Raw genomic sequence first — 24,678 nt, forward strand, 5'->3', positions numbered from 1 at the left:
CAACAGACACCCGTGTGGTGCATGATGCCGACAACGCCAAGCGGGAAAGTGCAATGACAGACTTCAAGGACTGGATGGAACTCGCAAGCTACGTCGTCACCGTCGTCGCCCTGCCCTTCGCGATCATCGTCTTCATCATCGAACAGCGCCGCGAGCGCGCCAACGAGGAAGAGGAGATCTACCTCAAGCTCGCCGATGACTACGGCAGCTTCATGCGTCTGGTGCTGGAGAATGCCGACCTCAAGCTGCGCTCGCGCACCCGCACACTGCTGGACGAAGAGCAGACCGAGCGCCGGCTGGCGATCTACTCCATCCTCGTGAGCCTGTTCGAGAGCGCCTACATGCTGGTCTTTGAGGACAAGATGAACCGCAAGCAGCAGCGCATGTGGCAGAGCTGGGAAGACTTCATGCACGAGTGGTGCGCGCGTGAAGATTTCCGTGATGCCCTGCCGGCCCTGCTGCACGGCGAAGACCCTGATTTCGTGCGCACCATCGAACGCATCGCCAGCGAGGAGGCGGGGCGCCAGCACCCTGCCTGAGAGGATGCTGGCCCTATAATTGCTGCAAACAGCTTGTCCAAAATTGCCTGACGGAGCGTCGTCCCATGCTAGTCCTGTTTGTCGCCTTGTATCTGCTGGTTTCCATCGGTGTCGGGCTCTACGCGGCCACGCGCGTCAAGAACTCCACCGACTACGTCACCACAGGTCGCCATCTGCCCTTCTACATCACGGTCGCCACGGTGTTCGCGACCTGGTTCGGCGCAGAGACGGTGCTGGGCATCTCGGCCACCTTCGTCAAGGATGGCATGTCGGGCATCATCGCCGATCCGTTCGGCTCATCGACGGCCCTGATCCTGTTCGGGCTGCTGTTTGCGCTGCCGCTCTACCGCATGAACCTGATGACGCTGGGCGACTATTACCGTCAGCGCTACGGGCGCGGCGTTGAAGTCACCACGTCGATTGTCATTACCGTCTCCTACCTGGGTTGGGTTGCCGCACAGATTTCCGCACTGGGGCTGGTCTTTCACGTGCTCTCGCAGGGCCAGATCAGCGAGACCTGGGGCATGGTGCTGGGGACGGGCGTTGTGCTGCTCTATACGCTTTATGGCGGCATGTGGTCCGTCGCGCTGACCGACTTCCTGCAGATGAGCATCATCGTCGTGGGCCTGCTCTACATCGCCTGGGCCGTGAGCGATATGGCCGGTGGCGTCGGCAACGTCGTGCAGCACATGGAGGCCGCCGACAAACTGCGCCTGCTGCCCAGCGGCGGCACTCTGGAGTGGGTCGCCTTCATTGCCGCATTCAGCACCATGGCACTGGGCTCGATTCCCCAGCAGGACGTTTTCCAGCGCGTGAATTCGGCGCGCAACGAGAAGGGGGCCGTGTGGGGCACGGTGACCGGCGGCGTGGGCTATTTCTTCTTCGCCTTCGTGCCGCTGTTCATCGCCTACGCGGCAACCATCATCGCGCCGGATCTCGTGAAGGAACACCTGGCTGAAGGCGGCAATTCGCAGATGATCCTGCCGCAGCTGGTGCTGCAGCACATGCCCGTCTTTGCCCAGGTGCTGTTCTTTGGTGCGCTGCTGTCGGCCATCATGAGTACAGCGTCCGGCACGCTGCTCGCCCCCTCGGTCACTTTCTCGGAGAACGTGATCCGTGACCTGCGTCCGGGCCTCAGCGACGAGAAATTCCTGCGCATGACGCGCGTCATCGTGGTCATCTTCTCGGCACTGGTTCTCACCTTTGCGCTCAACAGCGAGGCGACCATCTACCAGATGGTCGAGCAGGCCTACTCGGTCACGCTCGCCATGGCCTTCACACCGCTCGCGTTCGGTCTCTACTGGAAGCGCGCAACCAACCAGGGCGCCATTTTCTCCATCATTGTGGGGGGCGCTGTGTGGCTCTCGCTGCTGCTACCCATGATCGGCTGGGTACCTGCCCCCGAGGGCTGGATCGCCTTTGCCAATACGATCCCGCCCCAGTTCATCGGCCTGCTGGCAAGCATCGTCGCGATGGTGGCCGGCTCACTGCTGCCGCAGTGGATTGCGCACAACCCGCAGGCAGCGCGGCACTGACCCATGATGAGCAGGCCAGATCAGCGACTGCCCCGCTATCTGGCCCTCGCCTATGCCCTGCTTACGGCCTATGCCTGCCTTTACCCTTTCAGCGACTGGCGCGACCCCGGCGTATCCCCCTTCGCCTTCCTGACGGCACCGATCCCTCGCTACAACACGCTGACCGACCTGCTGCTCAACGTGCTGGGCTTCCTGCCGCTCGGTTTCATGCTGGGTGCGTCATTACGCGGCATGACACGCAAGGGCATCGGCTTGCTCCTTGCCACCCTGCTGTGCGTGCTGTTCAGCGCCATGCTGGAGAGCGCACAGAACTACCTCGCCACGCGCGTGGCGTCCAACATCGATTTTGCGGCCAACAGCCTCGGCGGCCTCGCCGGTGCCCTGCTGGCCCTGCGCTGGGGCAACCTCTTCGACCCGGACGGCCAGCTCAGCCGCTGGCGCCAGCGCCGCATCCTGCCCGGCCGCATCGGCGAGACGGGCCTGATCCTCATCGGACTGTGGTGGCTCACCCAGCTCGAACCGACCAGCACCCTGTTCGGCACCGGCGACCTGCGCCCGCTGTTCGACCTGCCCGCGCCGCTGGCTTTCTCGGCACGCCGTTTCGTCATCATCGAAGCCTTGGTAGTGGCCACCAATCTGCTCGCCCTTGGCCTGCTGGTGCGCCGCTGCATGCGCGAACCGCGTGGTCAGCTGGTGATGCTGGTACTGCTGATCGGGCTCGCCGTGCGAACGCTGGCCGACCATGTTTTCATGCTGCCGCCCGAGCCCCTGCAATGGGCCACGCCAGGTGCCTTGCGCGGTCTGCTGATCGGCGCCCTGGCCCTGATCGTCGCCTGGCGTCTGCCGGGCTGGCTGCAACACTCGCTGGCCTGCCTGAGCCTGTTACTGGCCACCGCGCTGGTCAACATCGCGCCCGACAATCCCTATGAACTGGCCTCGATGCGCCTCATCCACGAAAGCCACTTCCTCAACTTCCACGGGCTGACGCGCCTTGCCGAATTCCTGTGGCCCTTCCTCGCCCTGATCTACCTCACCGCCAACGCCGCCATCGCCAACCGCCGCTGAAGTCGTAACACCTCACCATGTCCGTCATCCAACGAGGCCTCGCCTGCCTGCGTCAGGCCCTGCTCATTCCCTGCCTGCTCCACGCCATCAACGTATCCGCCCAAACCCCGGACGCCATCAAGGACTCCAGCTTCAACCGACTTGCCAAATCCCCCGAGACCGGCACGGGAAACGGCAAATGGGGCTGGAATCTCGGTTTGGGCGCGACGCTCAACCGCGGGGACACGCACTACACGCGCGGTAATTTTTCGCTGGAAGGCGAGCGCAACATGCGTGACAGCCGGTTGCTGACACACACCCTGCTGATTCGTGAGCAGGCGAAGGACGAAGATCGCAAGGACGTCGTGAGTGTCGGTTTTCGCGGCGAGCGCAATGTGGATCACGCCATGTTCGGTTACGGCGATCTTGCGATAGACCGTGATGTCGCTGAAGACATCTCGCGGCGCACCTCGCTGGGTAGCGGTATTGGCTATCGCATCGTCAGTACACCAGCCTACCTGCTCAATGTTTACACCGGTCTGGCCGCGGTCGATGCCGTTTACTACGAAGCGGAAGATGCGCGTGGCGTGGAATGGCTGGTTGGTCAGGACATGAGCTGGCAGATCTCGGAAAACAGCCGGCTACGCCAACGCTTTGTCATCTACCCGCACACGGTAGGCGTCGGCGGCGCACGCACGGCTTTGCAGCTGATGCTCAGCACGAGCATCAACAGCCTGTTCAGCCTGCAACTGGCGCTGCTACACAAATACCAGGCTCATGTGCCTGACGACAGACAACACAACAAGCTGACCGTCTATACCGGGCTGGGCGTCAACTTCTGAAACCCGACCACATTGTGTCGTTCAGGTGTCGAACTTGAATTCGCGCAGCAGCTCGGCCGTCTCGAACAGAGGCAGCCCCATGATGCCCGAGTACGACCCCTCTATATGCGATATGAATGAAGCGGCACGCCCCTGCACGCCGTAAGCCCCAGCCTTGCCGAAGGGTTCGCCGGTCTCGACGTAGGCCGCAATCTCTTCGTCCGACAGGGCGCGCATGCTCACCGTGCTGATCGACAGACGCTGGTTGAGCACCTGGTCGTCGGCAATTGCCACAGCTGTCAGCACACGGTGCGTGCGGCCAGACAAACGCTGCAGAATCTGCGTGGCGTGTGCTGTATCGTCGGGCTTGCCGATGATCTCGCCATCCAGCTCCAGCGTTGTGTCAGCCGCCAGCACGGCCTGGCGACGCAACTTGCGCCAGATGATGCGGCGCATGGCGCCTTCGGCTTTGGCAGTCGCAACGCGCAGGACGTAGGTCTCGGCATCTTCGTCGGGCAGGGTGTCCTCCGACACATCCTCGTCGTCGCGCGGTGGTGCGCGGAAAAACAGGGTGTCAAAATCAATGCCGATCTGGTGCAGCAGCTCTCGTCTGCGCGGACTGGTCGAAGCGAGGTAGATGCGTGGCAGGGCCGTGAGGGAGGACATGGATCTACTCGCGATGGTAAGGATGGTTGTTGAGCACGCTCCAGGCGCGGTAAAGCGCTTCGGCGAGCATGACACGCACCATGGCGTGCGGCAAGGTGAGGCTGGAGAGTCGCACCTTGTCGAACGCCCCTTCCTTGAACTCCGGCGCCAGCCCGTCGGGGCCGCCGACGACGAAAGCCACATCGTCACCCTCGCCCTGCCAGCGCAGCATGCGGTCGGCAAGCTTCTTCGTGGTGAGGTCGTCGCCACGTTCGTCGAGTACGACGATGCGCGCACGTGAGGGGATGGCCTGACGCAGACGCGCGGCCTCGGCTTCCATCATCGCGGCGGGGGTCTTGCCTGTGGTTCGCGGCTCGGCGCGCACTTCGATGAGTTCCAGCGGGCAATCCCGCGGAAAGCGCTTGGCATACTCGGCATAGCCCTCGACCACCCAGTCAGGCATGCGGTTGCCGACTGCGACGAGGTACAGTTTCATGCCTTCATCGCCTCACCGGCAAAGCGCCGGCGATCACTCGGACGCGGCACTTGCCGCTGCCATCTTGCGGCGCGCGGCCGGAGTGGCCTGCCACAGTTCTTCGAGGTTGTAGTAGCTGCGCACAGCAGGCTGCATGAGGTGCACGACGATGTCGCCGAGATCCACCAGCACCCATTCACCCGTGTCTTCACCCTCGACGGAAACCACTTCGCCGCCGGCTTCCTTGACCTTCTCCTGCACGCTCTTGGCGAGCGCTCGCGTCTGGCGGTTGGAGTTGCCGCTGGCGATGATGACGCGGTCGAACAGGGAGGTCAGCTTGGTGGTGTTGATGACTTCGATGTCGACCGCCTTGATGTCTTCAAGGGCGGCAACAACGATCTTCTGCAACTTGCGGATATCCATGCGGTAATCAGGGGGCCTGTCGGTAAAGGGAATGGGCTTCAATATAGTCGAGAACCTCGTCCGGAACCAGAAAACGCGGGGTCCGACGTGCGCCGATCAGCGCCCGGATGGCGGTCGCCGAGATCTCCAGTGGCGTCATGCTGAAGGGCACGATGCAACCGCCAGCAGCGCCGCGCAAGGCTTCCGGCGTGGCACTGCGGTTCGCGAACTCGGCCGCCAGTTCAGGCGCCAGCTGTTCTGGCTCCAGGCTGTATCCAGGGCGCGTCGCGACCCCGATGTGGGCCAGCGCGAACAGTTCGCGCCAACGGTGCCAGCGCGGCAGGCCGGCAAATGCGTCGGCGCCGACGATCAGCACGATGGGTTGCGTTTCGCCTAGCTCGCCGCGCAAACGCTCCAGCGTCGGCACCGTGTAGCTCGGCTGCTCGCTGAGCACTTCCGCCGCGTCAACCGTGAAATGCGTCACACCCGCAGCGGCCAACCGGACCATCGCCAGCCGATCCGCCGCCAACGCGCCAGGTGTGCCGCGATGACGTGGCTGCCCTGCCGGGATCAGGCGCACCCCGTCCAGCTGCAGGCAGTCTGCCGCCTCCTGCGCCAGACGCAGATGGCCGAAATGCACGGGGTCGAAGGTGCCGCCGAGAATGCCCAGCACACCTGCGGCGTCAGCGCGCATCGTCAGGCTCGGGCAAGGGGCCGAAGATATCAACCAGGCTGAGATAGTTGCTCGCCAGACAGGCTGGCATGAACACACCGAACATCACCAGCGAGGCCAATAGCTGCCCGAGCTGGCCCAGCAGGAACATGAAGCTCAGGGGAATCGAGAGCAACATCAGCGCGAAGCCATACATCAGCAGCGCAGCCTTGTTGCGCCAGCAGGCCACGATGGCGAAGAACAGCGCCTTGACGGGCGGCACATCGGCAAAAGCCGTCAAGGCGGGCGCCACCCACATGACTGCCGTCATCAGCATCATGCAGACCCAGTAGACCAGCACTCCGCTCAGCACGTTACCCGGCACCTGCTTCGCCTCACCGCGCGCAGCGGCTTCCATGAACGCTTCGATGCCTGGACCGGCCAGCAGGTCACGCAATCCACGTGCGGCCATCAGAACAAGAAACATGACCAGCCCCAGCACCAGCAACCCACGCAGGTTGCGCTGCAGGCTCGCGCGCACGGCAGGCAACATGGGCTGCCGCCCGGTAGCGAGCTGTCGGCAAACATGCAGCAGCACCACATCCATGCACGGCGCCATCAGGCAGACCAGCAAGGGGCCCAGCCAGGGAATTGCGCCCGGCAACGAAGTCAGCAGCATGCTGAGCAGGGCCGCCATCGACAGCGGCACGGGAAAGCGCCGCCACAAAGCCAGACCACCCTGCAACCATCGCCAGCCCGCAACGGCCGGCAGTTTCTTTGCCTGCATGTCAGGCCTCCACGCCGGGTGCGGGCGTGAACATGTCGAGGTAGGCCTGGCGCAAGGCACCGGCAAACACGGGGATGAACACCAGCACACCCAACCCCAGCGGCGCCATGGCGACAACAAAGAAGAGATAGGTCAGCAAGCCGAACAACAGCACCGGGCCGATGTTGCGCAGGCTGGCGCGTAACGAGGCGCTCATGGCGTCGAAGGCCGAGCAGCGCGCAAACACGATCATGGCCGGCGAGAAAATCAGGATCAGGGCCATCAACAACCACAGCACCAGCAGCACGGCACCACCGGCCAGCACGGTCGACACGAAGCCCGCCAGGCCGCCGAGCAAGCCACTCAATGCATTGCCAAGCGCCACGCCAAAGACGCCCACCAGCAAACCACCGGCCAGCGCCAGCATGACAAGCAACTGCAGAAAGATCAGCGGAATGCTGAAGAAGATGCCGATCAGACTGAGGCTGCCCAGATGCGGCATGGCGCCGCTGTATATGTCGGCAAAGCCCGGCGTGGCGCCACTCTCCTGCCGGGCGGCGGTATCAAGCAGGCTGGCCAGCAGAATTGCAAAGACCACCGGCGGCACCATGGGGCCAAACACTGGCACCGGCACGATCAGCAAGGAGATGACCGCCATCAATGCAAACACCATGACGGAGAGCAAAATCCATTGCAGCGGCCGGGCCGCGAAAAGACGCCAGCCGCTAAGTAGCCAGCGGGCGGCTTGAGCGGCGGTTACGCGACGCACCTGCGGGGCGCGGCTGGCATGACTGGCGTGGGGCACACGGCCCGCATCACGGGGAAGGGAAGGCTGATCCTGGGACGACATGTCGGAATACGTACAGCTTGCAGAGCCCGACATGCTATCGAATGCCATGCAGCAGTACAAACCTCTTCGGGTTGCCTTGTGCCCGTCGGCACAAGGCTTGCCGCCCCGCCGGGGCGGCCGCGTCCAGAAGGGCGCGAAGCCGGGGGCAAGAAGGCCTTGCCCGCCATTTCCATCAAGCCCTGCGCGCAGCGCAGGCTAGAATCCCTGCCGTGAAAGCTGCGTTGTACCCCCATCTTCGTTTCGCCTGCCAAACCAATGACTTGCGCGTGCCCCTGCGCTGGCTGGCGCTTGCCCTGTCAGGCCTGCCGCTGGCCTGTTTCGCCGCGCCGCCTGAAGACCCTTTCATCGAAGACCTGCCGGTGGTGATCAGCGCCTCGCGGATGCCGCAGTCGCTGGACCGCGCACCGGGCTCCGTCACCGTCATCGATGGCGACCTCATCCGCGCCAGCGGCTATCGTGACCTGGCGCGCATCTTCCGCCTTGTGCCGGGCATGCAGACCGGGCAGGAGCGCGGCAACAACTACTGGGTCAGTTACCACGGTCTGGGCAACAACTTTCCGTCGGAATTGCAAGTGCTCGTCGATGGCCGCTCAATCTATTCACTGGCGAGCTTCGGTGGCGTGGACTGGACCAACCTGCCAGTCACGCCGGATGAAATCGAGCGCATCGAGGTCGTGCGCGGCCCCAACGCTGCAACCTACGGCGCCAACGCCTTCATGGGTGTCATCAACATCATCACGCGGCACACCGCTCAATCGCCCGACGGACGACTCACCGGGCGGGTAGGCAATGCGCAGATCCGCGACAGCGACGGCATCACGCACTTCGAAGCGGGCCCGACGCGTACCCAGCTGGCGCTCTCGACGCGCCACGACAGCGGCTTCGACAATCTGCGCGATGAACGCCGTAGCGAGCTGCTTACGCTACGCAGCGACTGGCAAGTCTCGAACCGCAACGAGGTGATGCTGCGCGCGAGCGCCAGCAACCTGCGCCGCGGCGAAGGCTATGACAGCACGCTGTACGACAGCAACGGCTCGCGCAAAAGCTGGGGCACGGCGCAATCGCTGCACCTGAAATGGGTCGGTACGCCACGCGAGGACGAGGAGCTTCTCGCCCAGTACTTCCACAACGAGAGCCATTACACCGACGGCTGGACAGCACATATTCCTGCCGGCTATCCCTACGGCCCCACGCAAATTGACGTGAACCGCAACCGGCGCAGTTCGCGCGACCAGTTCGAGTTCCAGCACCGCAGCAGCGGCAAGACGCGGCAGATGGTGTGGGGCGTCGAAGCCCGTCGCGACCGCACCAGCTCGCCCTACATGTATGCCAACGGCGAGCCGAAGCCCGTCGACCTGTATCGCCTGTTCGGGAGTCTCGACGAAGACCTCGCACGCCACTGGCAACTCAACATCGGCGCCGCCATCGAACGCTACCGCAGCGAACCGACGCACTTCGCGCCGCGCAGCTTCCTCAACTGGCAGGCCGCCGAGGGGCACACGCTGCGCGTCGGCGCGGCGCGCGCTTACCAGCAACGCCCCACCTTCGAAAAGGAAGGCGACATTCGCGTCATTGATCCGGTCAGTGGCGCCCTGCTGGTGCGCGCCTACATGCCCAACCCGGACCTGCGGCAGGAACGCATCGACAGCGCCGAGATCGGTTACCTCGGCCGCTTCCGCACCCTGTCGACCACGCTGGATGTGCGCCTGTTCAACGAGCGCATCAAGGACTACATCGCACGCGTGTCGGTGAACTCGCCGGCCCCCTACACGGCCGCGCTGGAATCCTGGATCGGCTCGCTGCAGTACCAGAACATGAGCCGCACCATCACGCTGCGCGGTGTCGAGTACCAGCTCAAGTCACGCCCCTGGCGCAATGGCGAGATCATTCTCTCGCACGCGATGATTGATCGCCACTCGGGCGACGCCGGTATCGACGACCGCGTCGCGCCATACGTCGCCAGCCTGTCCTGGTTCCAGAAGCTCGATGCACACTGGTCCGGCATGATCAGCGTGCTGCGCATGGGGCCGATCTCCGGCGGCGATGGCATTGCACCGCTGACGAACTACGTCGCCAAGCCCTACACCAGCTTCGATGCGCGCATCGCCTGGCAGACCATGCTGCGGCAACATCGCAAGCTGGAAATTGCACTCAATGCCATCAACCTTGGCGAGAAGCACCAGGAGATCCCCGACCGCGGCGTGCAGAGCTACCACGCAACGCTGGGCGACAAGACTCCCGCCAATATCACCAGCAGGATGATCTACCTGTCGGCCAGCCTCGACATGTAAGGCACGCAACTCAAGGGGCTTCCGGCAACACCTCCTGGCGCACCGCCAGGCGATCTCCGACCCACGCGGTCACAAGGGTATAGCCCAGCGCCAGGATCACCGGCCCGATGAACAGGCCAACCAGGCCGAAGCCCAGCAGACCACCGATGACGCCGACGAGGATCAGCAACAGCGGCAGGTTGGCGCCGCGCTGGATCAGCACCGGGCGCAGCACATTGTCGAGGCTGATGGCGATCAGTCCCAGCACACAGAGCACCACGCCCTGCCAGATCTGGCCAGTCCAGAACAACCACGCCACGGCGGGTCCGAGCACCAGCAGCGGCCCGAGCTGCGCGATGCACAGGATCAGCGTCAGCGAGATCAGCGGCCCTGCAAACGGCACGCCCGCAATCAGCAGGCCGAGGCCGCCAACCAGCGTCTGCACCACGGCCGTCACCACGATACCCAGCGCCACCGCGCGCACCGACTTGCCGGCCAGATCCAGCAAGGCCACGCCACGCACGTCGGCCAACCGCATGGCCAGCGCGCGCAGAAAGGCTGCAGCCTCTTCGCCACGTGCATACAGCAGGGCTGCAATCAGCACGGTGATCGCGAAGTGCATCAGCAGCGCACCTGCGCTGCCGGCCTGCGCGATGAACCAGCTGCTCAGCTCCTTGCCGTGCGCGGCAATGCTCGCATTGAGGCGCCCACCCGCCAGCCAGTTGGTCCATTCGCGCGCCAGCGTCTCCCCCAGGTAGGGCAAGCCAGCGAGCCATTCCGGCGGCGTCTCCAGCCCGCCATCTCGCAGCGATGACACCCAGCTCACCACATCACTCGCGTTGTTGATGAGCGTCATGACCGACATCAGCAGCGGCAACACCACGCACAGCACCAGTCCCGTCGTCATCACGGCCACCGCCATCATGCGGCGTCCGCCCAGCCAGGTCTGCAGGCGCAGCATCAGCGGCCAGCTGGCCACAACAATCATCGTGCCCCACAGCAGCCCCGGCAGAAAAGGGCGCAGCACCCAGAAGCAGCCCACCAGCAGCAGGCCCAGCAAGCCGATGGCGATCAGGATGCGGGTCAGTTCGGACACCTTGGGGCTTTGCGTCATCGTGCTTGCTCCATCTGGAAGTTCGGCTGATTCTACACAGCCGTCTTGTGACGACTCAGAAACGCGCGCAGGGCTGCCCCTGTGTGCGTGTCGGCTTTCAGCGCGCCGGCCAGCGGGCCCTCATACACCACGCGGCCGCCCTCGGTGCCGCCTTCCGGCCCCATGTCGATGAGCCAGTCGGCCTCGGCCATGACGTCCAGATCGTGCTCGATGACCAGGGCAGTGTTGCCGGCTTCGACGAGTCGATGCAGCACCGTGATGAGCCTGGCCACGTCGGCCATGTGGAGTCCCACGGTCGGTTCGTCGAGCACATAGAGCGTGTGCGGGCTCTTGTACTTCGACGCGCGCGCCGCCGGGTCGGTCTTGACCTTGGCGAGTTCGGTGACGAGCTTGATGCGCTGCGCCTCACCACCTGACAGCGTGGGGGACGCCTGCCCCAGCGTGAGATAGCCGAGGCCCACGTCCTGCAGCAGCTTCAAGGGATGGCTCACCTTGCTGTGCGCAGCGAAGAACTCGACCGCCTCGTCGACCTCCATCGCCAGTACCTCGGCGATGCTTTTCTCGCGCCAGGTCGCAGACAGCGTGTCGGCATTGAAGCGCGCGCCGTCACAGACCTCGCAGCGCACCTTCACGTCGGGCAGGAAATTCATCGCCACGGTCTGCACGCCCGCGCCTTCGCAGGCCGGGCAACGGCCCTCGCCCGTATTGAACGAGAAACGCGCCGCCGACCAGCCGCGCAGCTTCGCCGCCTCGGTGTTGGCGAAGAGTTTGCGGATCTCATCCCAGAAACCGACGTAGGTCGCAGGGCAAGAGCGCGGCGTCTTGCCGATTGGCGTCTGGTCGACTTCCAGCACGCGGCCCACGGCCTGCCAGCCCTCGATGGCTGAGCAACCCTGAAGACCACTCCCCGCTTTCTGCGTGCGCGGCATCAGCTTGGCCGTCTTGCGGCCAGCGGGCTTTGCATCGCCTTCGTCGGTACCGACGAGGCGTTTGAGGTTGGCGTGCAGCACGTCGCGCGCCAGCGTCGATTTGCCGGAGCCTGACACACCGGTGACCACGGTAAGGCGATTCAGCGGCACCTGTACGCACACGTCCTGCAGGTTGTGCAGCGAGGCGCCGCTGAGCTGGATCGCAGGGTCCGTCTTCGTCGGCGCCGTGCGCGCATGCAGCGGATGCTGCAGCGGCTCGCGCAGGCTTTTGCCGGTGACCGAGTCTGCTGCGGCGATCAGCTGATCCGCCGTGCCCTGCGCGATCAGGCGACCGCCACGCGTGCCCGCACCGGGGCCGAGGTCCAGCACTTCATCGGCGCGGCGGATGGTCTCTTCGTCGTGCTCGACGACGACCACCGTGTTGCCCTTCTCGCGCAGCGCCGACAGCATGTCCAGCAGCACTCCGTTGTCGCGCGGGTGCAGACCGATACTCGGTTCGTCGAGCACGTAGCAGACGCCGCGCAGATTGCTGCCCAGCTGCGCGGCAAGGCGGATGCGCTGCGCTTCGCCACCCGACAGCGTCGGCGCGGCGCGATCCAGCGCGAGATAACCGAGGCCCACATCACGCAGGAAGGCGAGGCGGTGTTTCAGCTCGGCAACGATGTCACGACCGATGCCCGCCTCGCGCCCTTCGAGCTGCAGGCCGCCAACCCACTCGCCCAGCATGTTGACCGACTTCCTGCTGTAATCGGCTATCGACGCATCGCGGTAGCGCACGGCCAGCGCTGTCGGGTTGAGACGCAGGCCATTGCAGGCGCGGCACGCCACTTCTTCGCCGTCTTCCTCGTCAAGGCCGGCGAACTCCATCTCGGCCACGTCGACCTCGGGGTCCTTCATCCACTTCGGAATCTCGACGCCGGTGCCGCAACAGCTCTCGCACCAGCCGTGCTTGGAGTTGTAGGAGAACAGGCGCGGATCAAGCTCGGGGAAGCTGGTGCCACACGAAGGACAGGCACGCAGCGTCGACAACACGATGTCGTCGCCTGCAGGCGTGATGAGGCGGATGGTGCCCTTGCCCAGCTGCAATGACGCGGCGAGTTTCTCGCGCAGCTCGGCTTCGTTGTCGGCGCGCACTTCCACGTCGGCGACCGGCAACTCGATGCTGTGTTCCTTGAAGCGGTCGAGGCGCGGCCAGGGCGACACCGGGATCCATTCGCCATCCACACGCAGATGCGTATAGCCCTTGCCCTTGGCCCATTTGGCGAGATCCGTATAGAGGCCCTTGCGATTGACCACCAGCGGCGCGAGCAGGCCGACCTTCTGCTGGCGGTAGTCGCGCAGGATGCGCGCGGCGATGGCGTCCTGACTCTGCGGCTCGATGGCGCAGTTGCAATCCGGGCAGTGCTGCGTGCCCAGCTTCACGAACATCAGGCGCAGGAAGTGATGCACTTCGGTCAGCGTGCCTACAGTGCTCTTGCGACCACCACGGCTCGTGCGCTGCTCGATGGCCACCGTCGGCGGAATGCCGTGGATGGCATCGACATCCGGCTTCGATGCCGGCTGCACGAACTGGCGCGCATAGGCATTGAGCGATTCGAGATAGCGACGCTGCCCTTCGGCAAACAGGATGTCGAAGGCCAGCGTGGACTTGCCCGAACCGGACACGCCGGTAACCACCGTGAACTTGTTGTGCGGGATGGAGAGCGAGATGTTCTTGAGGTTGTGCTCGCGGGCGTTGGTGATGGTGACTTCGTCACGGTGAGGAGCGATGCGTGAGGCGTGAGGAGCGTACGGCGCGCGCGGCTCGGCAAGGATAGAGCCCCTCTCCCCGCGGGAGAGGGGTTGGGGTGAGGGCCAATTGCCTGCAGTGGAGACACTCACCCCCTGCCCCTCTCCCGCAGGGAGAGGGGAGTCAAGTTTGTACTCAGCCAGCGCACGTCCGGTGTGCGAACGCGGTTCGGCAATCAGCGCCTCGACGGTGCCTTCGACGAGAATCTCGCCACCACCGTCACCACCCTCCGGGCCCAGATCGATCAGCCAGTCGGCTGCGCGCATCACATCGAGGTTGTGCTCGACGACCAGCACCGTGTTGCCCGCATCAACAAGAGCGCGCAGGGCGCGCAGCAGCTTCTCGATGTCGCCGAAGTGCAGACCCGTCGTGGGCTCATCGAACAGGAATAGCGAGCCCTTGGCCCCGTCATTCCCGCGAAGGCGGGAATCCGGCGACTTTGCTTTTCCTTTCAACGTCACTGGATCCCCGCCTTCGCGGGGATGACGGCGTTTGGCGCTCTTCGCCGCATATTCCGCAAGATGCCCTGCGAGCTTCAGACGCTGCGCTTCACCGCCTGACAGCGTCGGCACGGGCTGACCCAGCGTGAGGTAGTCCAGGCCAACGTCGACCAGCGGCTGGATCGCTCTCGTGAGCTCCTTGTCGCCAGCGAAGAAGGCCAGCGCATCCACGCAGGTCAGCTCCAATACGTCGGCGATGCTCTTGCCGTTCAAGCGAATCTCAAGCACTTCCGGGCGATAGCGCTTGCCGTCGCAGTCCGGGCAGCGCAGGTACACGTCGGACAGGAACTGCATCTCGACATGCTCGAAGCCATTGCCGCCACAGGTCGGGCAGCGACCGTCGCCGGAATTGAAAGAGAAAGTGCCGGCCGTGTAGCCGCGCTGTTCGGCTTCGGGCAATGCCGCGTAGCGCTTGCGGATCACATCGAAAGCACCGACGTAGCTCGCCGGATTGGAGCGCGTGGTCTTGCCGATGGCGCTCTGATCAACCATCACGACGGCTTCGATCAGCGAGTCACCGACCAGCCTGTCGAAGGCGCCGGGCGCCTCGGTGGCTTCGCCCTTGGCTTTCTTGAGCGCAGGCCACAGCACGTCGGAGATCAGCGTGGACTTGCCCGAGCCCGACACGCCGGTGACGCAGACCAGACGCCCCAACGGCACGGCAAGGTCGACCTTCCTGAGGTTGTTGGCTGTCGCGCCGAGCAATTGGAGGCGCGGCGTTTTCGCATCGACGCTCTGACGCACGAGACCGGCGTCGACATGACGATGGCCGCCGAGGAACTGCGCCGTGAGTGTGTCGGTGCGCGCACGCAGTTCGTCCGGCGTGCCGTTGAAAACGATGTTGCCACCCGCCGCACCGGGGCCGGGGCCGATGTCGATGATGCGGTCGGCATTGAGCATCACCGCCGGGTCATGCTCGACGACAACCAGCGAGTTGCCAGCGTCGCGCAGGCGACGCATCACGCCGTTGATGCGATCGATATCGCGCGGGTGCAGGCCGATGGAAGGCTCATCGAGCACGAACAGGGTGTTCACCAGCGAAGTGCCCAGCGCAGTCGTGAGGTTGATGCGCTGTACTTCACCGCCCGACAAGGTGCGGCTCTGGCGATCCAGCGTGAGGTAGCCGAGGCCCACTTCGCAGAGGTAGCTGAGGCGGCTGCGGATCTCCTGCATGACCAGCTCGACGGCGTCGCCAGCACTGCCTTCGAGCGGCAGCGCGCTGAAGAAGTCGCGCGCCCGCTCAACGGGCAGGCGCATGGCGTCGTGGATGGAGAGGCCGGGCAGGGACTGCAGCTGCTCTTCGGACATTCGCATGCCTTGGGGGCGGAAGCGTTTGCGGCCCACCGGCACGTAGCCGTTCCCTCCCCCAGGGGGGAGGGTGGCGCCGTGCGCCGGGAGAGGGGAAATGGTGCGTGATCCACCATCCCCCCTCTCCCGGTCCTTCGGACCACCCTCTCCCTCAGGGAGAGGGAACTGCAACGCGCGGTCCGCTTCATCCCGGCTCCCCACACGCCACAACAAGGAATCCGTTTTCAACCGCGCACCGTCACACACCGGGCAATCCGAGTAGGCGCGATAGCGGCTCAACAGGACGCGGATGTGCATCTTGTAGGCCTTGGTTTCCAGCCAGTCGAAGAAACGCCGCACGCCATACCAGTACTTCGGCCAGGAGCGCTCCCAGCTCTTGAACTCCGGCTCGCCTTCCATCACCCAGTGCCGATGCTCTGCGGGCAGGTCGCGCCAGGCGATGTCGGTGGCGATGCCGCGCAGCCTGGCCATCTTCATCAAGTCGCGCTGGCATTCGTTGTAGCTCTCGGTCTGCCAGGGCTTCACGGCGCCACCCGCCAGCGTCTTCGACTCATCCGGCACGATGAGACCGGGGTCGATGCCGATCACGCGGCCGAAACCACGGCAGGCCTCGCAGGCACCGACGGCGGAGTTGAACGAGAAGTGTGACGGCGTGGGTTCGGCGTAGTGGATGTCGCAGTCGGCGCAGTGCAAATCAGCCGAAAATTTCCAGATCGTGCCCGAGCTTGCCGCATCGCCAGCGAGCGCCTCGCCACCAAGGTGGATCTCGATGCGCCCCTGCCCCAGTCGCAGCGCATTCTCGATCGCTTCCGAGACGCGGCTCGCCTCGGTGTTGCCGAAGCGGAAGCGGTCGACGGTGACGAGCAGGCGCTTGCCATCCTCGGTGACGCGCGTGAAACCCTGGCGATCGAGGTGGGCGCGCATCTCGTCAGCCGTGAAGTTGTCGGGGATCGCCAGCGGTGCAACGATGGCAAGGCGCGGATCCTCATGCTGCGGACAGCGCTGCGCGAGGGCGGCGAGGATGCTCTGCGGCGTCTCGCGTTCGACGCGCTTGCCACAACCCTTGCAGTAGAGGTGACTGGCGCGGGCGTAGAGCAGCTTGAGGTAGTCGGCGAGCTCGGTCATGGTGCCGACCGTCGAGCGCGAGGTGCGCACCTGGTTGCTCTGGTCGATGGCAATCGCCGGTGGCACACCTTCGATGGCATCCACCTGCGGCTTGTCCATGCGGTCGAGGAACTGCCGCGCGTAAGGTGAGAAGGTCTCGACGTAGCGACGCTGGCCTTCGGCGTAGAGCGTGTCGAACACCAGCGAGCTCTTGCCCGAGCCCGAAGGGCCGGTCACGACGACCAGCTCACCGGTCGGGATGTCGAGCGAGAGGTTCTTGAGATTGTTCTGGCGCGCACCGCGAATGCGGATGGCGGGGCGGGTATAGGGGTGGGAGTGCAAATGAGGCATGGAGGCGGACCGGTGAGCTTGCTGCGCAGCCCGCAATTGTCTCAGGACACCTCGGCGCACGCACGAAAAAGGCGCCCTGGGGCGCCTTCACTGCTGCCAGTTGCTGTCAGCGTGACTCGCTGTTCGAGACACCACCAGCCGGCTGACGACTGGCCTTGGCGATGTCCTGCGCAACCGACGTCACATCCTTCGCCGCGCTCTCGGCAACCTCTGCCTGCGCAGCCGACTGCACATCTTCAGCAGCAGCTTGCGAGAGATCCTTCTGGATCGACGCAGCGGCACCCGGCACCATGCCGGTCGTGCTGTTCGCATAGTCCGACTCACGCGGCTCTTCCTGGCTGCAGGCGGTGAGAGAGATCAGGGCAGCGAGGCTGAGGATGCGGATCATGGCAATAGCGAAACGAGTGAGGAAGAGTCGGGGGCGTTAAGCGTGAAACAGGGGCGGGAATGCGGTTTCTCTCTACTTGACGCACAGCGGGGCTTGGCCTGGAATTGTCTCAGAATCATCCACACAAAAGGAGCCTCGCATGGTGAACCTTCGGCACGCACTGACGCATGCACGTCGCGGAGACTGGGAGGCTGCACACCGCATGGTGCAGGCAGACGATTCGATGCTCGGCGCCTGGTTCCACGGCATCCTGCACGCACAGGAAGGCGATCTCTCCAACGCCGAGTACTGGTACCAGCGCGCGCAACGCAGCTTCGCCTCGCGCGGCAACACACTGGAAGAACTGGAGCGCCTCGAGTCCGAACTGCTCGATTGACGAAAACAAAAAAGGAGCCCCAAAGCTCCTTTTTTGTTGTCCGCAGAATCGTGCGGCGGATTGCGTAGCGAGCGGGTCAAGGCTGCGACGAGAAGCGGAGCTGTACTGGGGTACAGCGAGCATCGGAGTCGCAGGATTGCCCCGCGCATTAGCAAGACGCCGTGGGATTACTTGACGCGGGCCTTGTACTCGTCGGTGCGCGTGTCGATTTCGATCTTGTCACCGATTTCAACGAAGGCCGGCACCGGCAGTTCGAAGCCGGTGGCGAGGCGGGCCGGCTTCATGACCTTGCCCGAGGTGTCGCCCTTGACGGCGGGTTCGGTGTATTCGACGACGCGCACAACGCTGGTCGGCAGTTCAACCGAGATGGCCTTCTCGTTGTAGAACACGACTTCGCACTTGAGGCCGTCTTCGAGGTACTTGAGCGCGTCGGTCATGTTTTCGGCTTCGATTTCGTACTGGTTGTACTCTTCGTCCATGAACACGTACATCGGATCGGCAAAGTAGGAGTAGGTCACTTCCTTGCGATCGAGCTGGACGACTTCGAACTTGTCGTCAGCCTTGTAGACGCCTTCGGAACCGGCGCCGGAGAGCAGGTTCTTGAACTTCATCTTGACGACGGCAGCGTTGCGGCCACCCTTGGAGTATTCGGTCTTCTGCACGACGAGGGCGTCGGCGCCAACCATCACGACGTTACCGGAGCGGAGTTCTTGAGCGATTTTCATAGGAGCACCAAAGGTCTGGCGCGTATGGCGCCCGAGCGAGTTTGCAAAGCCCGCTATTCTAGCAATGGTTTACTAAAAATCAGCAACTTGGAGGCCAGATCGCCGTGTGAGGCCACACGTTCGGCCCATGTTTCGGCACGTTCCTTGAGCTCGGGCAAAGCCTGACGCAAGGCCGGCCAGGCGCCGGCGGCGTTCTGCTGTACGTCCCAGGCTTGCCAGAAATCGCGCAGCGGGCCTGCCGAAGCCCCGCCCGCGTAGCGATCGAGAAAGGCTGCCAGCTTGATGCGGTGGGCGTCTTCGTCCTGCTGGTAGATGTGCCAGACGAAGGGTCGCTGCGCCCACTGGGCACGCACGAAGGAGTCTTCGCCACGCACGAAGTTGAGGTCGCAGGCCCACAGCAGGCGGTCATAGTCGTCCTGCGTGAGCCAGGGCAGTACGGTCAATTGCAGCGCGCCGCGCGCTACGACACTGCCCGGCGCCAGCGGCAGGCCGGCCCAGCGTTCCACCTGCGGCAGCACACGCCCCACCGGCACGGCGCAGAAAACGGGGGCGTCACCGCCGGCCCAGGCGTCGAGCAGACCGGCGACAGCCGCATTCTCGTAGGCGAACAGCGAGATGCGCAGCGCGTCCGGCTGCGGCGCGGCGCCCAAGCCCTGCCAGAACGCGGCCTGCGCGGCGGGTGACGCCTGGAAAGCCCGCCGCGCGGCGTCCAGACCGTTCTCCTTGATTACGCCTCCCGTGGCCGGCGTGAAGCCCGGAAAGAAGAAGAACTTGCGCAGCCCGTTGGCCTGCGGCGACGGCAGGGCGTGGCAGCCCTCGACCCAGTCCTCGGCGCTGAGGTATTCGAGATTGATCCACAGTGGCGATGGACGCGCGGCGGCCATGCGCTGCACGAAGGACGCAGGCGGATTGCAGGCAAAAGCCTCGATGACCAATCGCGCCGGCTTGGCCGGCTCCGCGTCCTCCCAGCTGCCAACCTTCACCCCGTCGCAATGCGTGGCGCCGACCAGCGCAGGAACAATCGCTTCCAGCACTTCGCACCGGTCCACCCACAGACGCACGGCGCAACCGTGCTCGCGCGCCAGCTGGCGCGCGAGCCGCCAGCACACGCCGGCGTCGCCGAAGTTGTCGATGACGGCGCAGAAGAGGTCGATGGTGAGCGACGCAGTTGACGAGGGAGTCATAACACCAGTTTGGCGATTGGTCGGACGGATTTGCCGTCAGGGCGCTTGAGAACTTAGGATGCTGCCATGCTGCCCTCCCGCCTGTCGCGCCATTTCGCGCCTTATTTCGCTCATATCCCGTTCCAGATCGTCTCCCTCATCACCGTCACACTGCTTGCTCACGTCACGCTATCTGGCGGACGCGTCGCGGCCTCGCTGTATGCGCTGAAGCATGGTGGATCGGAAGCCTGGGCCGGCATAGCCTTCAGCGCCTTCGGCCTGATGCCTGTGCTGCTGTCGCTGCAGATGGGGCGCTGGATCGACCGCGTCGGCACGCGCCGCGTCATGCGCATCTGCCAGTTGCTGATGATCTCGGGCCTCGTGCTGTCGGCCACCGTGCAGTCGCTGCCGACCATTCTCATCACCGGCCTGCTCGCCGGCACCGGCTTCGCGGGCTACATGCTGGCAGCGAATGTCTGCGTGTCCTACATGGACTTCAAACACGAGGGCGACCGGGTCGGCATGCTCGCCTGGCTGCAGATGGGAAATTCGGTGTCATCGGTGCTGGGCCCGACCTTCGTTGGCATCCTCATCGACCACTCGGGCTACCGCATGGCCTTTGGCGCACTGGCCGCTGTCGTCGTGTGCAGCCTGCTGGCCGGCCTGCGCGCCAACCTGCCGGACGGCACGCGCGAGAGCAAGCCGAAGTCGAGCGAACCCAGCATTGCCCGCGCCGTCTTTCGTGATGCGCGCCTGCTGCGCATCTACCTCCTCGCCATGACCGTATCGCTGTCGTGGGACGCCTTCACCTTCATGGTGCCGGTGCTCGGTCAGACTCGCGGCTACTCGGCCACCACCATCGGCCTCGTGCTGTCGAGCTTCGCGGTGGGCACCTTCGCGATCCGCGCCCTGCTGCCCTGGCTGTCGCGCAGGATGGCCGAGTGGCGCATGCTGACCGTCTCCTTCGCACTGGCCGCCTGCGTGTTCTTCACCCTGCCGCTGGCCGACAATGCCCTGCTGCACGCCGCACTGGGCTTCGTCTTTGGCCTCGCGGCAGGCGTTGGCCAGCCCAACATCCTCGGCCTCATCTACCGCGCCATGCCGCCCGGCCGCGCCGGCGAGGGCGCCGGCCTGCGCGCCATGATGGGCAACATGATGGGGCTCACCGGCCCTTCGCTGTTCGGCGCCATCACCGCCCTGTTCGGCGCCGTCCCGGTGTTCATCATGGTCGGCGGCATCATGAGCGGTTCGTGCTGGCAGGCACGCCGCGGCGAACGCAGCGCTCAGGCCACCGCACCCGCCTGATACGCCGGCTCGCCCAGCACCCAGGTCGCCGCGACACAGCGCTCGTCGCCCAGCACCATCAGCGCAAAAAGTTGCTCGGTCAAAGCGTTGGCATGCGCAACGCGGAAAGCCAGTTCCGGGATTGCCTGCGTATCGAGCACAACGAAGTCCGCTTCCTTGCCGATCGCAAAGTTGCCAATGAAGCCCTCCAGCCCCAGCGCCTGCGCGCCTCCCAGCGTGGCGCCGTACCAGCTGCGCATCACGGGTGTGGGAGCCTGCAGCATCTGGCTGACTTCATAGCCCGCGCCCATGGTGCGCAGCATCGACAGGCTGGTGCCGCCCCCCACATCGCTCGCCAGGCCGACGGAGACGCCGGCCGCTGCCGTGCGGCGATAGTCGAAATGTCCGCTGCCGAGAAAACGGTTGGAAGTCGGGCAGAACGCGATGGTGGTCTGCGACGCGGCCAGCCGCGCCAGTTCGGCATCGGACAGATGGATGCCATGCCCATAGATGGCACGTGGTCCGAGCAGGCCGAAGCGGTCATACACATCGAGGTAGTGCGCGCTGTCCGGGAACAGCTCGCGCACGAACGCGATCTCGGCCAGGTTCTCGGACAGGTGTGACTGCACATGCAGATCGGGTCGGCTGGCGTAGAGTTCGCCCGCCACCTGCAGCTGCGCCGGGGTCGAGGTGATCGCGAAGCGCGGTGTCACGCAATAGCGCAGCCGGCCTTTGCCGTGCCAGCGCTCGATCAGCGCACTGCAATCCCTGGCGCTGCTGTCGGCCGTGTCACGCAGGTTGTCCGGGCAATGGCGATCCATCATCACCTTGCCGCACAGCATGCGCAGCCGCTTTGCCTCGGCGGCAGAAAAGAAGGCGTCGACCGAATGCGCGTGCACCGTGGCATACACCGAGGCCGTCGTCGTGCCGTGCGCCAGCAGACGATCGACAAAGAACTTCGCGGTGCGCTCCGCCACTGCGGGGTCGGCAAAGCTCGCTTCAGCGGGAAAGGTGTAGTCGTTGAGCCAGTCGAGCAACTGGCGCCCATAAGAGCCCAGCACACGCATCTGCGGGTAGTGCACGTGGGTGTCGACAAAGCCCGGCACGATCAGCTTGCCGCGATGATCGATGAGGCGCGCGGTGTGGCGCGTGTGTTGTGGCAGCGCCGCGAGCACCTTGTCCCACTCGCCACAGTCGCGCACCACGCCGCCGTCGATCAGCAGCGCGCCGTCCTCGATGTATTGCCAGCTCGCGGGATCGCTGTCTTCGCCGGGGTCTGCGAAGAAATGCAGGATGCGGCCGCGGACCAGGGTGGCGTGCACGTGCGGATTCATGGTGCGGCTCCTGTGGGCTATTGAATGGAACTTGTCTGGATATGGACGCTATGCAACAAGCCGGCGAGGCCAGGACACGAACTAACCCGCAGCCAGCTGGCGCGCCAACACATCATGCTGCCGCAATACGGCCGGCAATTCCACTGTCTGCAGTTCGCCGTCGCGCACCACCGCCTTGCCGTTGATGACGGAAAGTTGCACACGCGGTGGCGTGCCGAACACCAGCGCCGCCACGGGGTCATGCACGGCGCCACCGGCAAGACTCACGTCGTCCAGCCGGAACGCCACGCAATCCGCACTCATGCCCGGTGCCAGCGCGCCGATGTCGTCGCGGCCCAGCACGCGTGCACCGCCCAGCGTAGCCAGTTCGAGCGCCTGGCGCGCACTCATTGCGGCAGGGCCGAAGCCGACACGTGCCAGCAGCATGGCCTGGCGCGCTTCGCCCAGCATGTGCGCGCCGTCATTCGAGGCACAACCATCCACGCCCAGACCGACCGGCACGCCTGCCGCATGCATCGCAGGGATCGGCGCGATGCCCGACGCAAGCCGCATGTTGGAACAGGGGCAATGCGCGACGCCCGTACCGGTGCGAGCAAAGAGGGCGATGCCGGCTGTGTCGAGCTGCACGCAGTGCGCGTGCCAGACATCGGCCCCGGTCCAGCCCAGCGACTCTGCGTATTCGGCCGGCGTCATGCCGAACTGTTCGCGGCTGTAGCTGACGTCCTTCACGTTCTCGGCCAGATGGGTGTGCAGGCGCACGCCGTAGCTGCGCGCCAGCACGGCGGATTCGCGCATCAGGTCGCGGCTCACCGAGAAGGGTGAACAGGGTGCGACTGCGACATGCAGCATGCTGTAACGCGTGGCATCGTGATACGTCTCGATGAGACGGCGCGTATCGCGCAGTATCGCCTCTTCGTCTTCCACCACACGGTCCGGCGGCAAGCCGCCCCTGGAACGGCCGACGCTCATGCTGCCGCGGCTCGCTGTGAAGCGCATGCCGATCTGGCGCGCGGCTTCGATGCTGTCATCCAGCCGGCAACCATTCGGGTAGATGTAGAGATGATCTGACGACGTGGTGCAGCCCGAGAGGATCAGCTCGGCCATCGCGGTGAGTGTGGAAACGCGGATCATCTCCGGCGTCAGCCCCGCCCAGATCGGGTAGAGCGCCGAGAGCCAGTCGAACAGCTCGGCGTCCTGCGCTGCAGGGACCGCGCGCGTGAGGCTCTGGTACATGTGGTGATGCGTGTTGATCAGCCCGGGCATCAGCACGTGGCCGGCGAGATCAATGACTTCATCGGCCTCCTGTGGCAAAGCCTCGCTGCTGCCCACAGCCTCGATCACCCCGTCGCGTATGAACACGCCACCCCCCGCGATCTCGCGGCGGCTGGCGTCCATGGTGACGAGCATGTCGGCGTTGCGTAACAGCAAGGTCGACATCAGGTGTTCCTCGGTGCAAACAGAATGATGGCCATGCCCAGCAACGCCACACCGCTGCCGACCAGATCCCATTGGGTCGGGCGAATGCCATCGACCAGCCACAGCCACGCAAGCGCGACGCCGATATAGACACCACCGTAAGCTGCATAGACACGTCCGGCCGCCGTCGGGTGCAGGCTCAGCAGCCAGGCAAACAGCGCTAGGCTCAGCGCAGCGGGCAACAGCAGCCAGACACTTTTGTCCTGCCGCAGCACCAGCCAGGGCAGGTAACAGCCGACGATCTCGGCGAGGGCGGTGATGACGAAGAGTCCCAAGGTCTGCAGCAGGGTCATGCACGCTCCAGCCGGATTTCAACTTCGCGTTCGACGTAGCCCCACTCCGGCGTCGCGCGCAGGCGCGTGAGCAGACTGTCGAAGGCGGCCTCGTGCTCGGGCGCGAACTCGAACCAGGTCAGGAAATCGAAGGGACTCTCTTCAGGCAGATCGCGGCAATGGTGCAGACGCCGCGCAATCGGCGGCAGATACTCCATGCCGATGGCGTTGTGATGCGAAACGTCTTCGAAGATCTGACGGCGCTCGTCCTGCGTCAGCGCCCACCAGGCCGCGTTCTTGCGGATCGGGATCAGCGCCGCGCGGCTAGCCTCGGGCCGCCCAAGACCCTGCTGCACGGCGACCAGCTGCGTCTTCTCGCTGCGCTCGACGTAGCGTTCGTTGCTGGTCACACCGCGCAAGGCCCACACACTCGGCACATCCGGTGAGCCGGCAACAAGCTCGATGTGTGAAACGTCCGGCAAGGTGTCGCCGCAGACGTGCACGATGCGCTGCACGCGCCACGGACCGCTCTGCTTGCCTAGAAACGAGTACAGCCTGGGGTTCAT

22 protein-coding genes are annotated in these 24,678 nt (G+C 64.8%); 7 read left to right on the forward strand and 15 right to left on the reverse strand.

Annotated elements, in window-relative coordinates:
• Window positions 1-53 precede the first annotated feature (53 nt).
• From ABEA02_RS09560 to ABEA02_RS09575, 4 genes are all read left to right on the forward strand, one after another.
• The gene (locus tag ABEA02_RS09560; RefSeq protein ID WP_345532684.1) at window positions 54-539 is read left to right on the forward strand and encodes a hypothetical protein; all 486 of its coding nucleotides are present in this window, start codon (window positions 54-56) and stop codon (window positions 537-539) included.
• A 65-nt stretch (window positions 540-604) separates the two neighbouring features.
• On the forward strand, window positions 605-2,074 hold the full coding sequence (locus ABEA02_RS09565) for a high affinity choline transporter 1 (RefSeq protein WP_345532685.1): 1,470 nt from the start codon (window positions 605-607) through the stop codon (window positions 2,072-2,074).
• Window positions 2,075-2,077: 3 nt separating this feature from the next.
• Window positions 2,078-3,139, forward strand: coding sequence for a VanZ family protein (locus ABEA02_RS09570; protein ID WP_345532686.1), 1,062 nt, complete (start codon window positions 2,078-2,080; stop codon window positions 3,137-3,139).
• A 17-nt stretch (window positions 3,140-3,156) separates the two neighbouring features.
• Entirely contained in the window at window positions 3,157-3,960 is an 804-nt protein-coding gene (locus ABEA02_RS09575) for a DUF481 domain-containing protein (protein WP_345532687.1), read from the forward strand.
• 21 nt (window positions 3,961-3,981) lie between these two features.
• Here ABEA02_RS09575 and ABEA02_RS09580 read toward each other — a convergent pair whose 3' ends face one another.
• Genes ABEA02_RS09580 through ABEA02_RS09605 form a run of 6 tightly spaced genes read right to left on the reverse strand, consistent with a single transcriptional unit; the run spans window position 3,982 to window position 7,729 of the window.
• Window positions 3,982-4,605, reverse strand: coding sequence for a Maf family protein (locus ABEA02_RS09580; protein ID WP_345532688.1), 624 nt, complete (start codon window positions 4,603-4,605; stop codon window positions 3,982-3,984).
• A gap of 4 nt (window positions 4,606-4,609) precedes the next feature.
• Complete coding sequence (gene rlmH, locus ABEA02_RS09585; protein ID WP_345532689.1) at window positions 4,610-5,080, reverse strand: 23S rRNA (pseudouridine(1915)-N(3))-methyltransferase RlmH; 471 nt, start codon at window positions 5,078-5,080, stop codon at window positions 4,610-4,612.
• 33 nt (window positions 5,081-5,113) lie between these two features.
• Window positions 5,114-5,482, reverse strand: coding sequence for a ribosome silencing factor (rsfS, locus tag ABEA02_RS09590; RefSeq protein ID WP_345532690.1), 369 nt, complete (start codon window positions 5,480-5,482; stop codon window positions 5,114-5,116).
• Between the two features lie 7 nt (window positions 5,483-5,489).
• On the reverse strand, window positions 5,490-6,155 hold the full coding sequence (gene nadD, locus ABEA02_RS09595) for a nicotinate-nucleotide adenylyltransferase (RefSeq protein ID WP_345532691.1): 666 nt from the start codon (window positions 6,153-6,155) through the stop codon (window positions 5,490-5,492).
• Window positions 6,145-6,900 (reverse strand): BPSS1780 family membrane protein, encoded by a 756-nt coding sequence (locus ABEA02_RS09600; protein WP_345532692.1) that lies wholly within the window; start codon window positions 6,898-6,900, stop codon window positions 6,145-6,147. Before ABEA02_RS09600 ends, nadD begins: the two co-directional genes overlap by 11 nt.
• Before the next feature lies 1 nt (window position 6,901).
• A complete protein-coding gene (locus ABEA02_RS09605) occupies window positions 6,902-7,729 on the reverse strand; it encodes a DUF2189 domain-containing protein (protein WP_345532693.1) in 828 nt (275 codons plus the stop codon).
• 266 nt (window positions 7,730-7,995) lie between these two features.
• Here ABEA02_RS09605 and ABEA02_RS09610 point away from each other — a divergent pair, with 266 nt between their 5' ends.
• Window positions 7,996-10,020 (forward strand): TonB-dependent receptor plug domain-containing protein, encoded by a 2,025-nt coding sequence (locus ABEA02_RS09610; RefSeq protein ID WP_345532694.1) that lies wholly within the window; start codon window positions 7,996-7,998, stop codon window positions 10,018-10,020.
• Window positions 10,021-10,030: 10 nt separating this feature from the next.
• On the opposite strand, the gene ydiK is transcribed toward ABEA02_RS09610, so the two are convergent.
• From ydiK to ABEA02_RS09625, 3 genes are all read right to left on the reverse strand, one after another.
• Window positions 10,031-11,113 carry an AI-2E family transporter YdiK gene (gene ydiK / locus ABEA02_RS09615; protein WP_345532696.1) on the reverse strand — a complete coding sequence of 361 codons (1,083 nt, stop codon included), beginning with the start codon at window positions 11,111-11,113 and terminating at the stop codon, window positions 10,031-10,033.
• Between the two features lie 32 nt (window positions 11,114-11,145).
• Window positions 11,146-17,094 (reverse strand): excinuclease ABC subunit UvrA, encoded by a 5,949-nt coding sequence (locus ABEA02_RS09620; protein ID WP_345532697.1) that lies wholly within the window; start codon window positions 17,092-17,094, stop codon window positions 11,146-11,148.
• A gap of 106 nt (window positions 17,095-17,200) precedes the next feature.
• Window positions 17,201-17,482, reverse strand: coding sequence for a hypothetical protein (locus ABEA02_RS09625; protein ID WP_345532699.1), 282 nt, complete (start codon window positions 17,480-17,482; stop codon window positions 17,201-17,203).
• 139 nt (window positions 17,483-17,621) lie between these two features.
• Here ABEA02_RS09625 and ABEA02_RS09630 point away from each other — a divergent pair, with 139 nt between their 5' ends.
• Entirely contained in the window at window positions 17,622-17,858 is a 237-nt protein-coding gene (locus tag ABEA02_RS09630) for a hypothetical protein (RefSeq protein WP_345532701.1), read from the forward strand.
• A gap of 167 nt (window positions 17,859-18,025) precedes the next feature.
• On the opposite strand, the gene efp is transcribed toward ABEA02_RS09630, so the two are convergent.
• Together efp and earP are read right to left on the reverse strand one after the other, a co-directional pair.
• Complete coding sequence (gene efp / locus ABEA02_RS09635) at window positions 18,026-18,583, reverse strand: elongation factor P (RefSeq protein ID WP_345532703.1); 558 nt, start codon at window positions 18,581-18,583, stop codon at window positions 18,026-18,028.
• A 53-nt stretch (window positions 18,584-18,636) separates the two neighbouring features.
• Window positions 18,637-19,767 (reverse strand): elongation factor P maturation arginine rhamnosyltransferase EarP, encoded by a 1,131-nt coding sequence (gene earP, locus ABEA02_RS09640; protein ID WP_345532705.1) that lies wholly within the window; start codon window positions 19,765-19,767, stop codon window positions 18,637-18,639.
• A 66-nt stretch (window positions 19,768-19,833) separates the two neighbouring features.
• On the opposite strand from earP, the gene ABEA02_RS09645 reads away from it, so the two are divergent.
• Entirely contained in the window at window positions 19,834-21,051 is a 1,218-nt protein-coding gene (locus tag ABEA02_RS09645; RefSeq protein WP_345532706.1) for an MFS transporter, read from the forward strand.
• Here ABEA02_RS09645 and guaD read toward each other — a convergent pair.
• The 4 genes from guaD to ABEA02_RS09665 all read right to left on the reverse strand — a co-directional run bounded on the left by guaD (window position 21,030) and on the right by ABEA02_RS09665 (window position 24,678).
• Window positions 21,030-22,364: a guanine deaminase gene (guaD, locus tag ABEA02_RS09650; RefSeq protein ID WP_345532707.1), complete on the reverse strand. Its 1,335-nt coding sequence runs from the start codon at window positions 22,362-22,364 to the stop codon at window positions 21,030-21,032. The genes ABEA02_RS09645 and guaD overlap by 22 nt on opposite strands.
• Window positions 22,365-22,445: 81 nt before the next feature.
• Entirely contained in the window at window positions 22,446-23,801 is a 1,356-nt protein-coding gene (locus tag ABEA02_RS09655) for an 8-oxoguanine deaminase (RefSeq protein WP_345532708.1), read from the reverse strand.
• Window positions 23,801-24,133, reverse strand: a complete 333-nt coding sequence (locus tag ABEA02_RS09660; protein ID WP_345532709.1) for a YnfA family protein — start codon at window positions 24,131-24,133, stop codon at window positions 23,801-23,803. Before ABEA02_RS09660 ends, ABEA02_RS09655 begins: the two co-directional genes overlap by 1 nt.
• Window positions 24,130-24,678 carry a chlorite dismutase family protein gene (locus tag ABEA02_RS09665; protein ID WP_345532710.1) on the reverse strand — a complete coding sequence of 183 codons (549 nt, stop codon included), beginning with the start codon at window positions 24,676-24,678 and terminating at the stop codon, window positions 24,130-24,132. Before ABEA02_RS09665 ends, ABEA02_RS09660 begins: the two co-directional genes overlap by 4 nt.

Origin of the sequence: Viridibacterium curvum, assembly GCF_039544165.1 — a bacterium.
GTDB lineage: Bacteria > Pseudomonadota > Gammaproteobacteria > Burkholderiales > Rhodocyclaceae > Viridibacterium > Viridibacterium curvum.

Excerpts from the sequence above, each read along its gene's own strand:
- rsfS (WP_345532690.1), bottom strand. The coding sequence starts at position 5,482 with ATGGATATCCGCAAGTTGCAGAAGATCGTTGTTGCCGCCCTTGAAGAC.
- nadD (WP_345532691.1), bottom strand. The coding sequence starts at position 6,155 with ATGCGCGCTGACGCCGCAGGTGTGCTGGGCATTCTCGGCGGCACCTTC.
- ABEA02_RS09620 (WP_345532697.1), bottom strand. The coding sequence starts at position 17,094 with ATGCCTCATTTGCACTCCCACCCCTATACCCGCCCCGCCATCCGCATT.
- earP (WP_345532705.1), bottom strand. The coding sequence starts at position 19,767 with ATGACTCCCTCGTCAACTGCGTCGCTCACCATCGACCTCTTCTGCGCC.
- ABEA02_RS09630 (WP_345532701.1), top strand. The coding sequence starts at position 17,622 with ATGGTGAACCTTCGGCACGCACTGACGCATGCACGTCGCGGAGACTGG.
- ABEA02_RS09565 (WP_345532685.1), top strand. The coding sequence starts at position 605 with ATGCTAGTCCTGTTTGTCGCCTTGTATCTGCTGGTTTCCATCGGTGTC.
- ABEA02_RS09605 (WP_345532693.1), bottom strand. The coding sequence starts at position 7,729 with ATGTCGTCCCAGGATCAGCCTTCCCTTCCCCGTGATGCGGGCCGTGTG.
- rlmH (WP_345532689.1), bottom strand. The coding sequence starts at position 5,080 with ATGAAACTGTACCTCGTCGCAGTCGGCAACCGCATGCCTGACTGGGTG.
- ABEA02_RS09575 (WP_345532687.1), top strand. The coding sequence starts at position 3,157 with ATGTCCGTCATCCAACGAGGCCTCGCCTGCCTGCGTCAGGCCCTGCTC.
- ABEA02_RS09645 (WP_345532706.1), top strand. The coding sequence starts at position 19,834 with ATGCTGCCCTCCCGCCTGTCGCGCCATTTCGCGCCTTATTTCGCTCAT.
- ABEA02_RS09665 (WP_345532710.1), bottom strand. The coding sequence starts at position 24,678 with ATGAACCCCAGGCTGTACTCGTTTCTAGGCAAGCAGAGCGGTCCGTGG.
- guaD (WP_345532707.1), bottom strand. The coding sequence starts at position 22,364 with ATGAATCCGCACGTGCACGCCACCCTGGTCCGCGGCCGCATCCTGCAT.
- ydiK (WP_345532696.1), bottom strand. The coding sequence starts at position 11,113 with ATGACGCAAAGCCCCAAGGTGTCCGAACTGACCCGCATCCTGATCGCC.
- ABEA02_RS09655 (WP_345532708.1), bottom strand. The coding sequence starts at position 23,801 with ATGTCGACCTTGCTGTTACGCAACGCCGACATGCTCGTCACCATGGAC.
- ABEA02_RS09600 (WP_345532692.1), bottom strand. The coding sequence starts at position 6,900 with ATGCAGGCAAAGAAACTGCCGGCCGTTGCGGGCTGGCGATGGTTGCAG.
- ABEA02_RS09570 (WP_345532686.1), top strand. The coding sequence starts at position 2,078 with ATGATGAGCAGGCCAGATCAGCGACTGCCCCGCTATCTGGCCCTCGCC.
- ABEA02_RS09660 (WP_345532709.1), bottom strand. The coding sequence starts at position 24,133 with ATGACCCTGCTGCAGACCTTGGGACTCTTCGTCATCACCGCCCTCGCC.
- efp (WP_345532703.1), bottom strand. The coding sequence starts at position 18,583 with ATGAAAATCGCTCAAGAACTCCGCTCCGGTAACGTCGTGATGGTTGGC.
- ABEA02_RS09560 (WP_345532684.1), top strand. The coding sequence starts at position 54 with ATGACAGACTTCAAGGACTGGATGGAACTCGCAAGCTACGTCGTCACC.
- ABEA02_RS09580 (WP_345532688.1), bottom strand. The coding sequence starts at position 4,605 with ATGTCCTCCCTCACGGCCCTGCCACGCATCTACCTCGCTTCGACCAGT.
- ABEA02_RS09625 (WP_345532699.1), bottom strand. The coding sequence starts at position 17,482 with ATGATCCGCATCCTCAGCCTCGCTGCCCTGATCTCTCTCACCGCCTGC.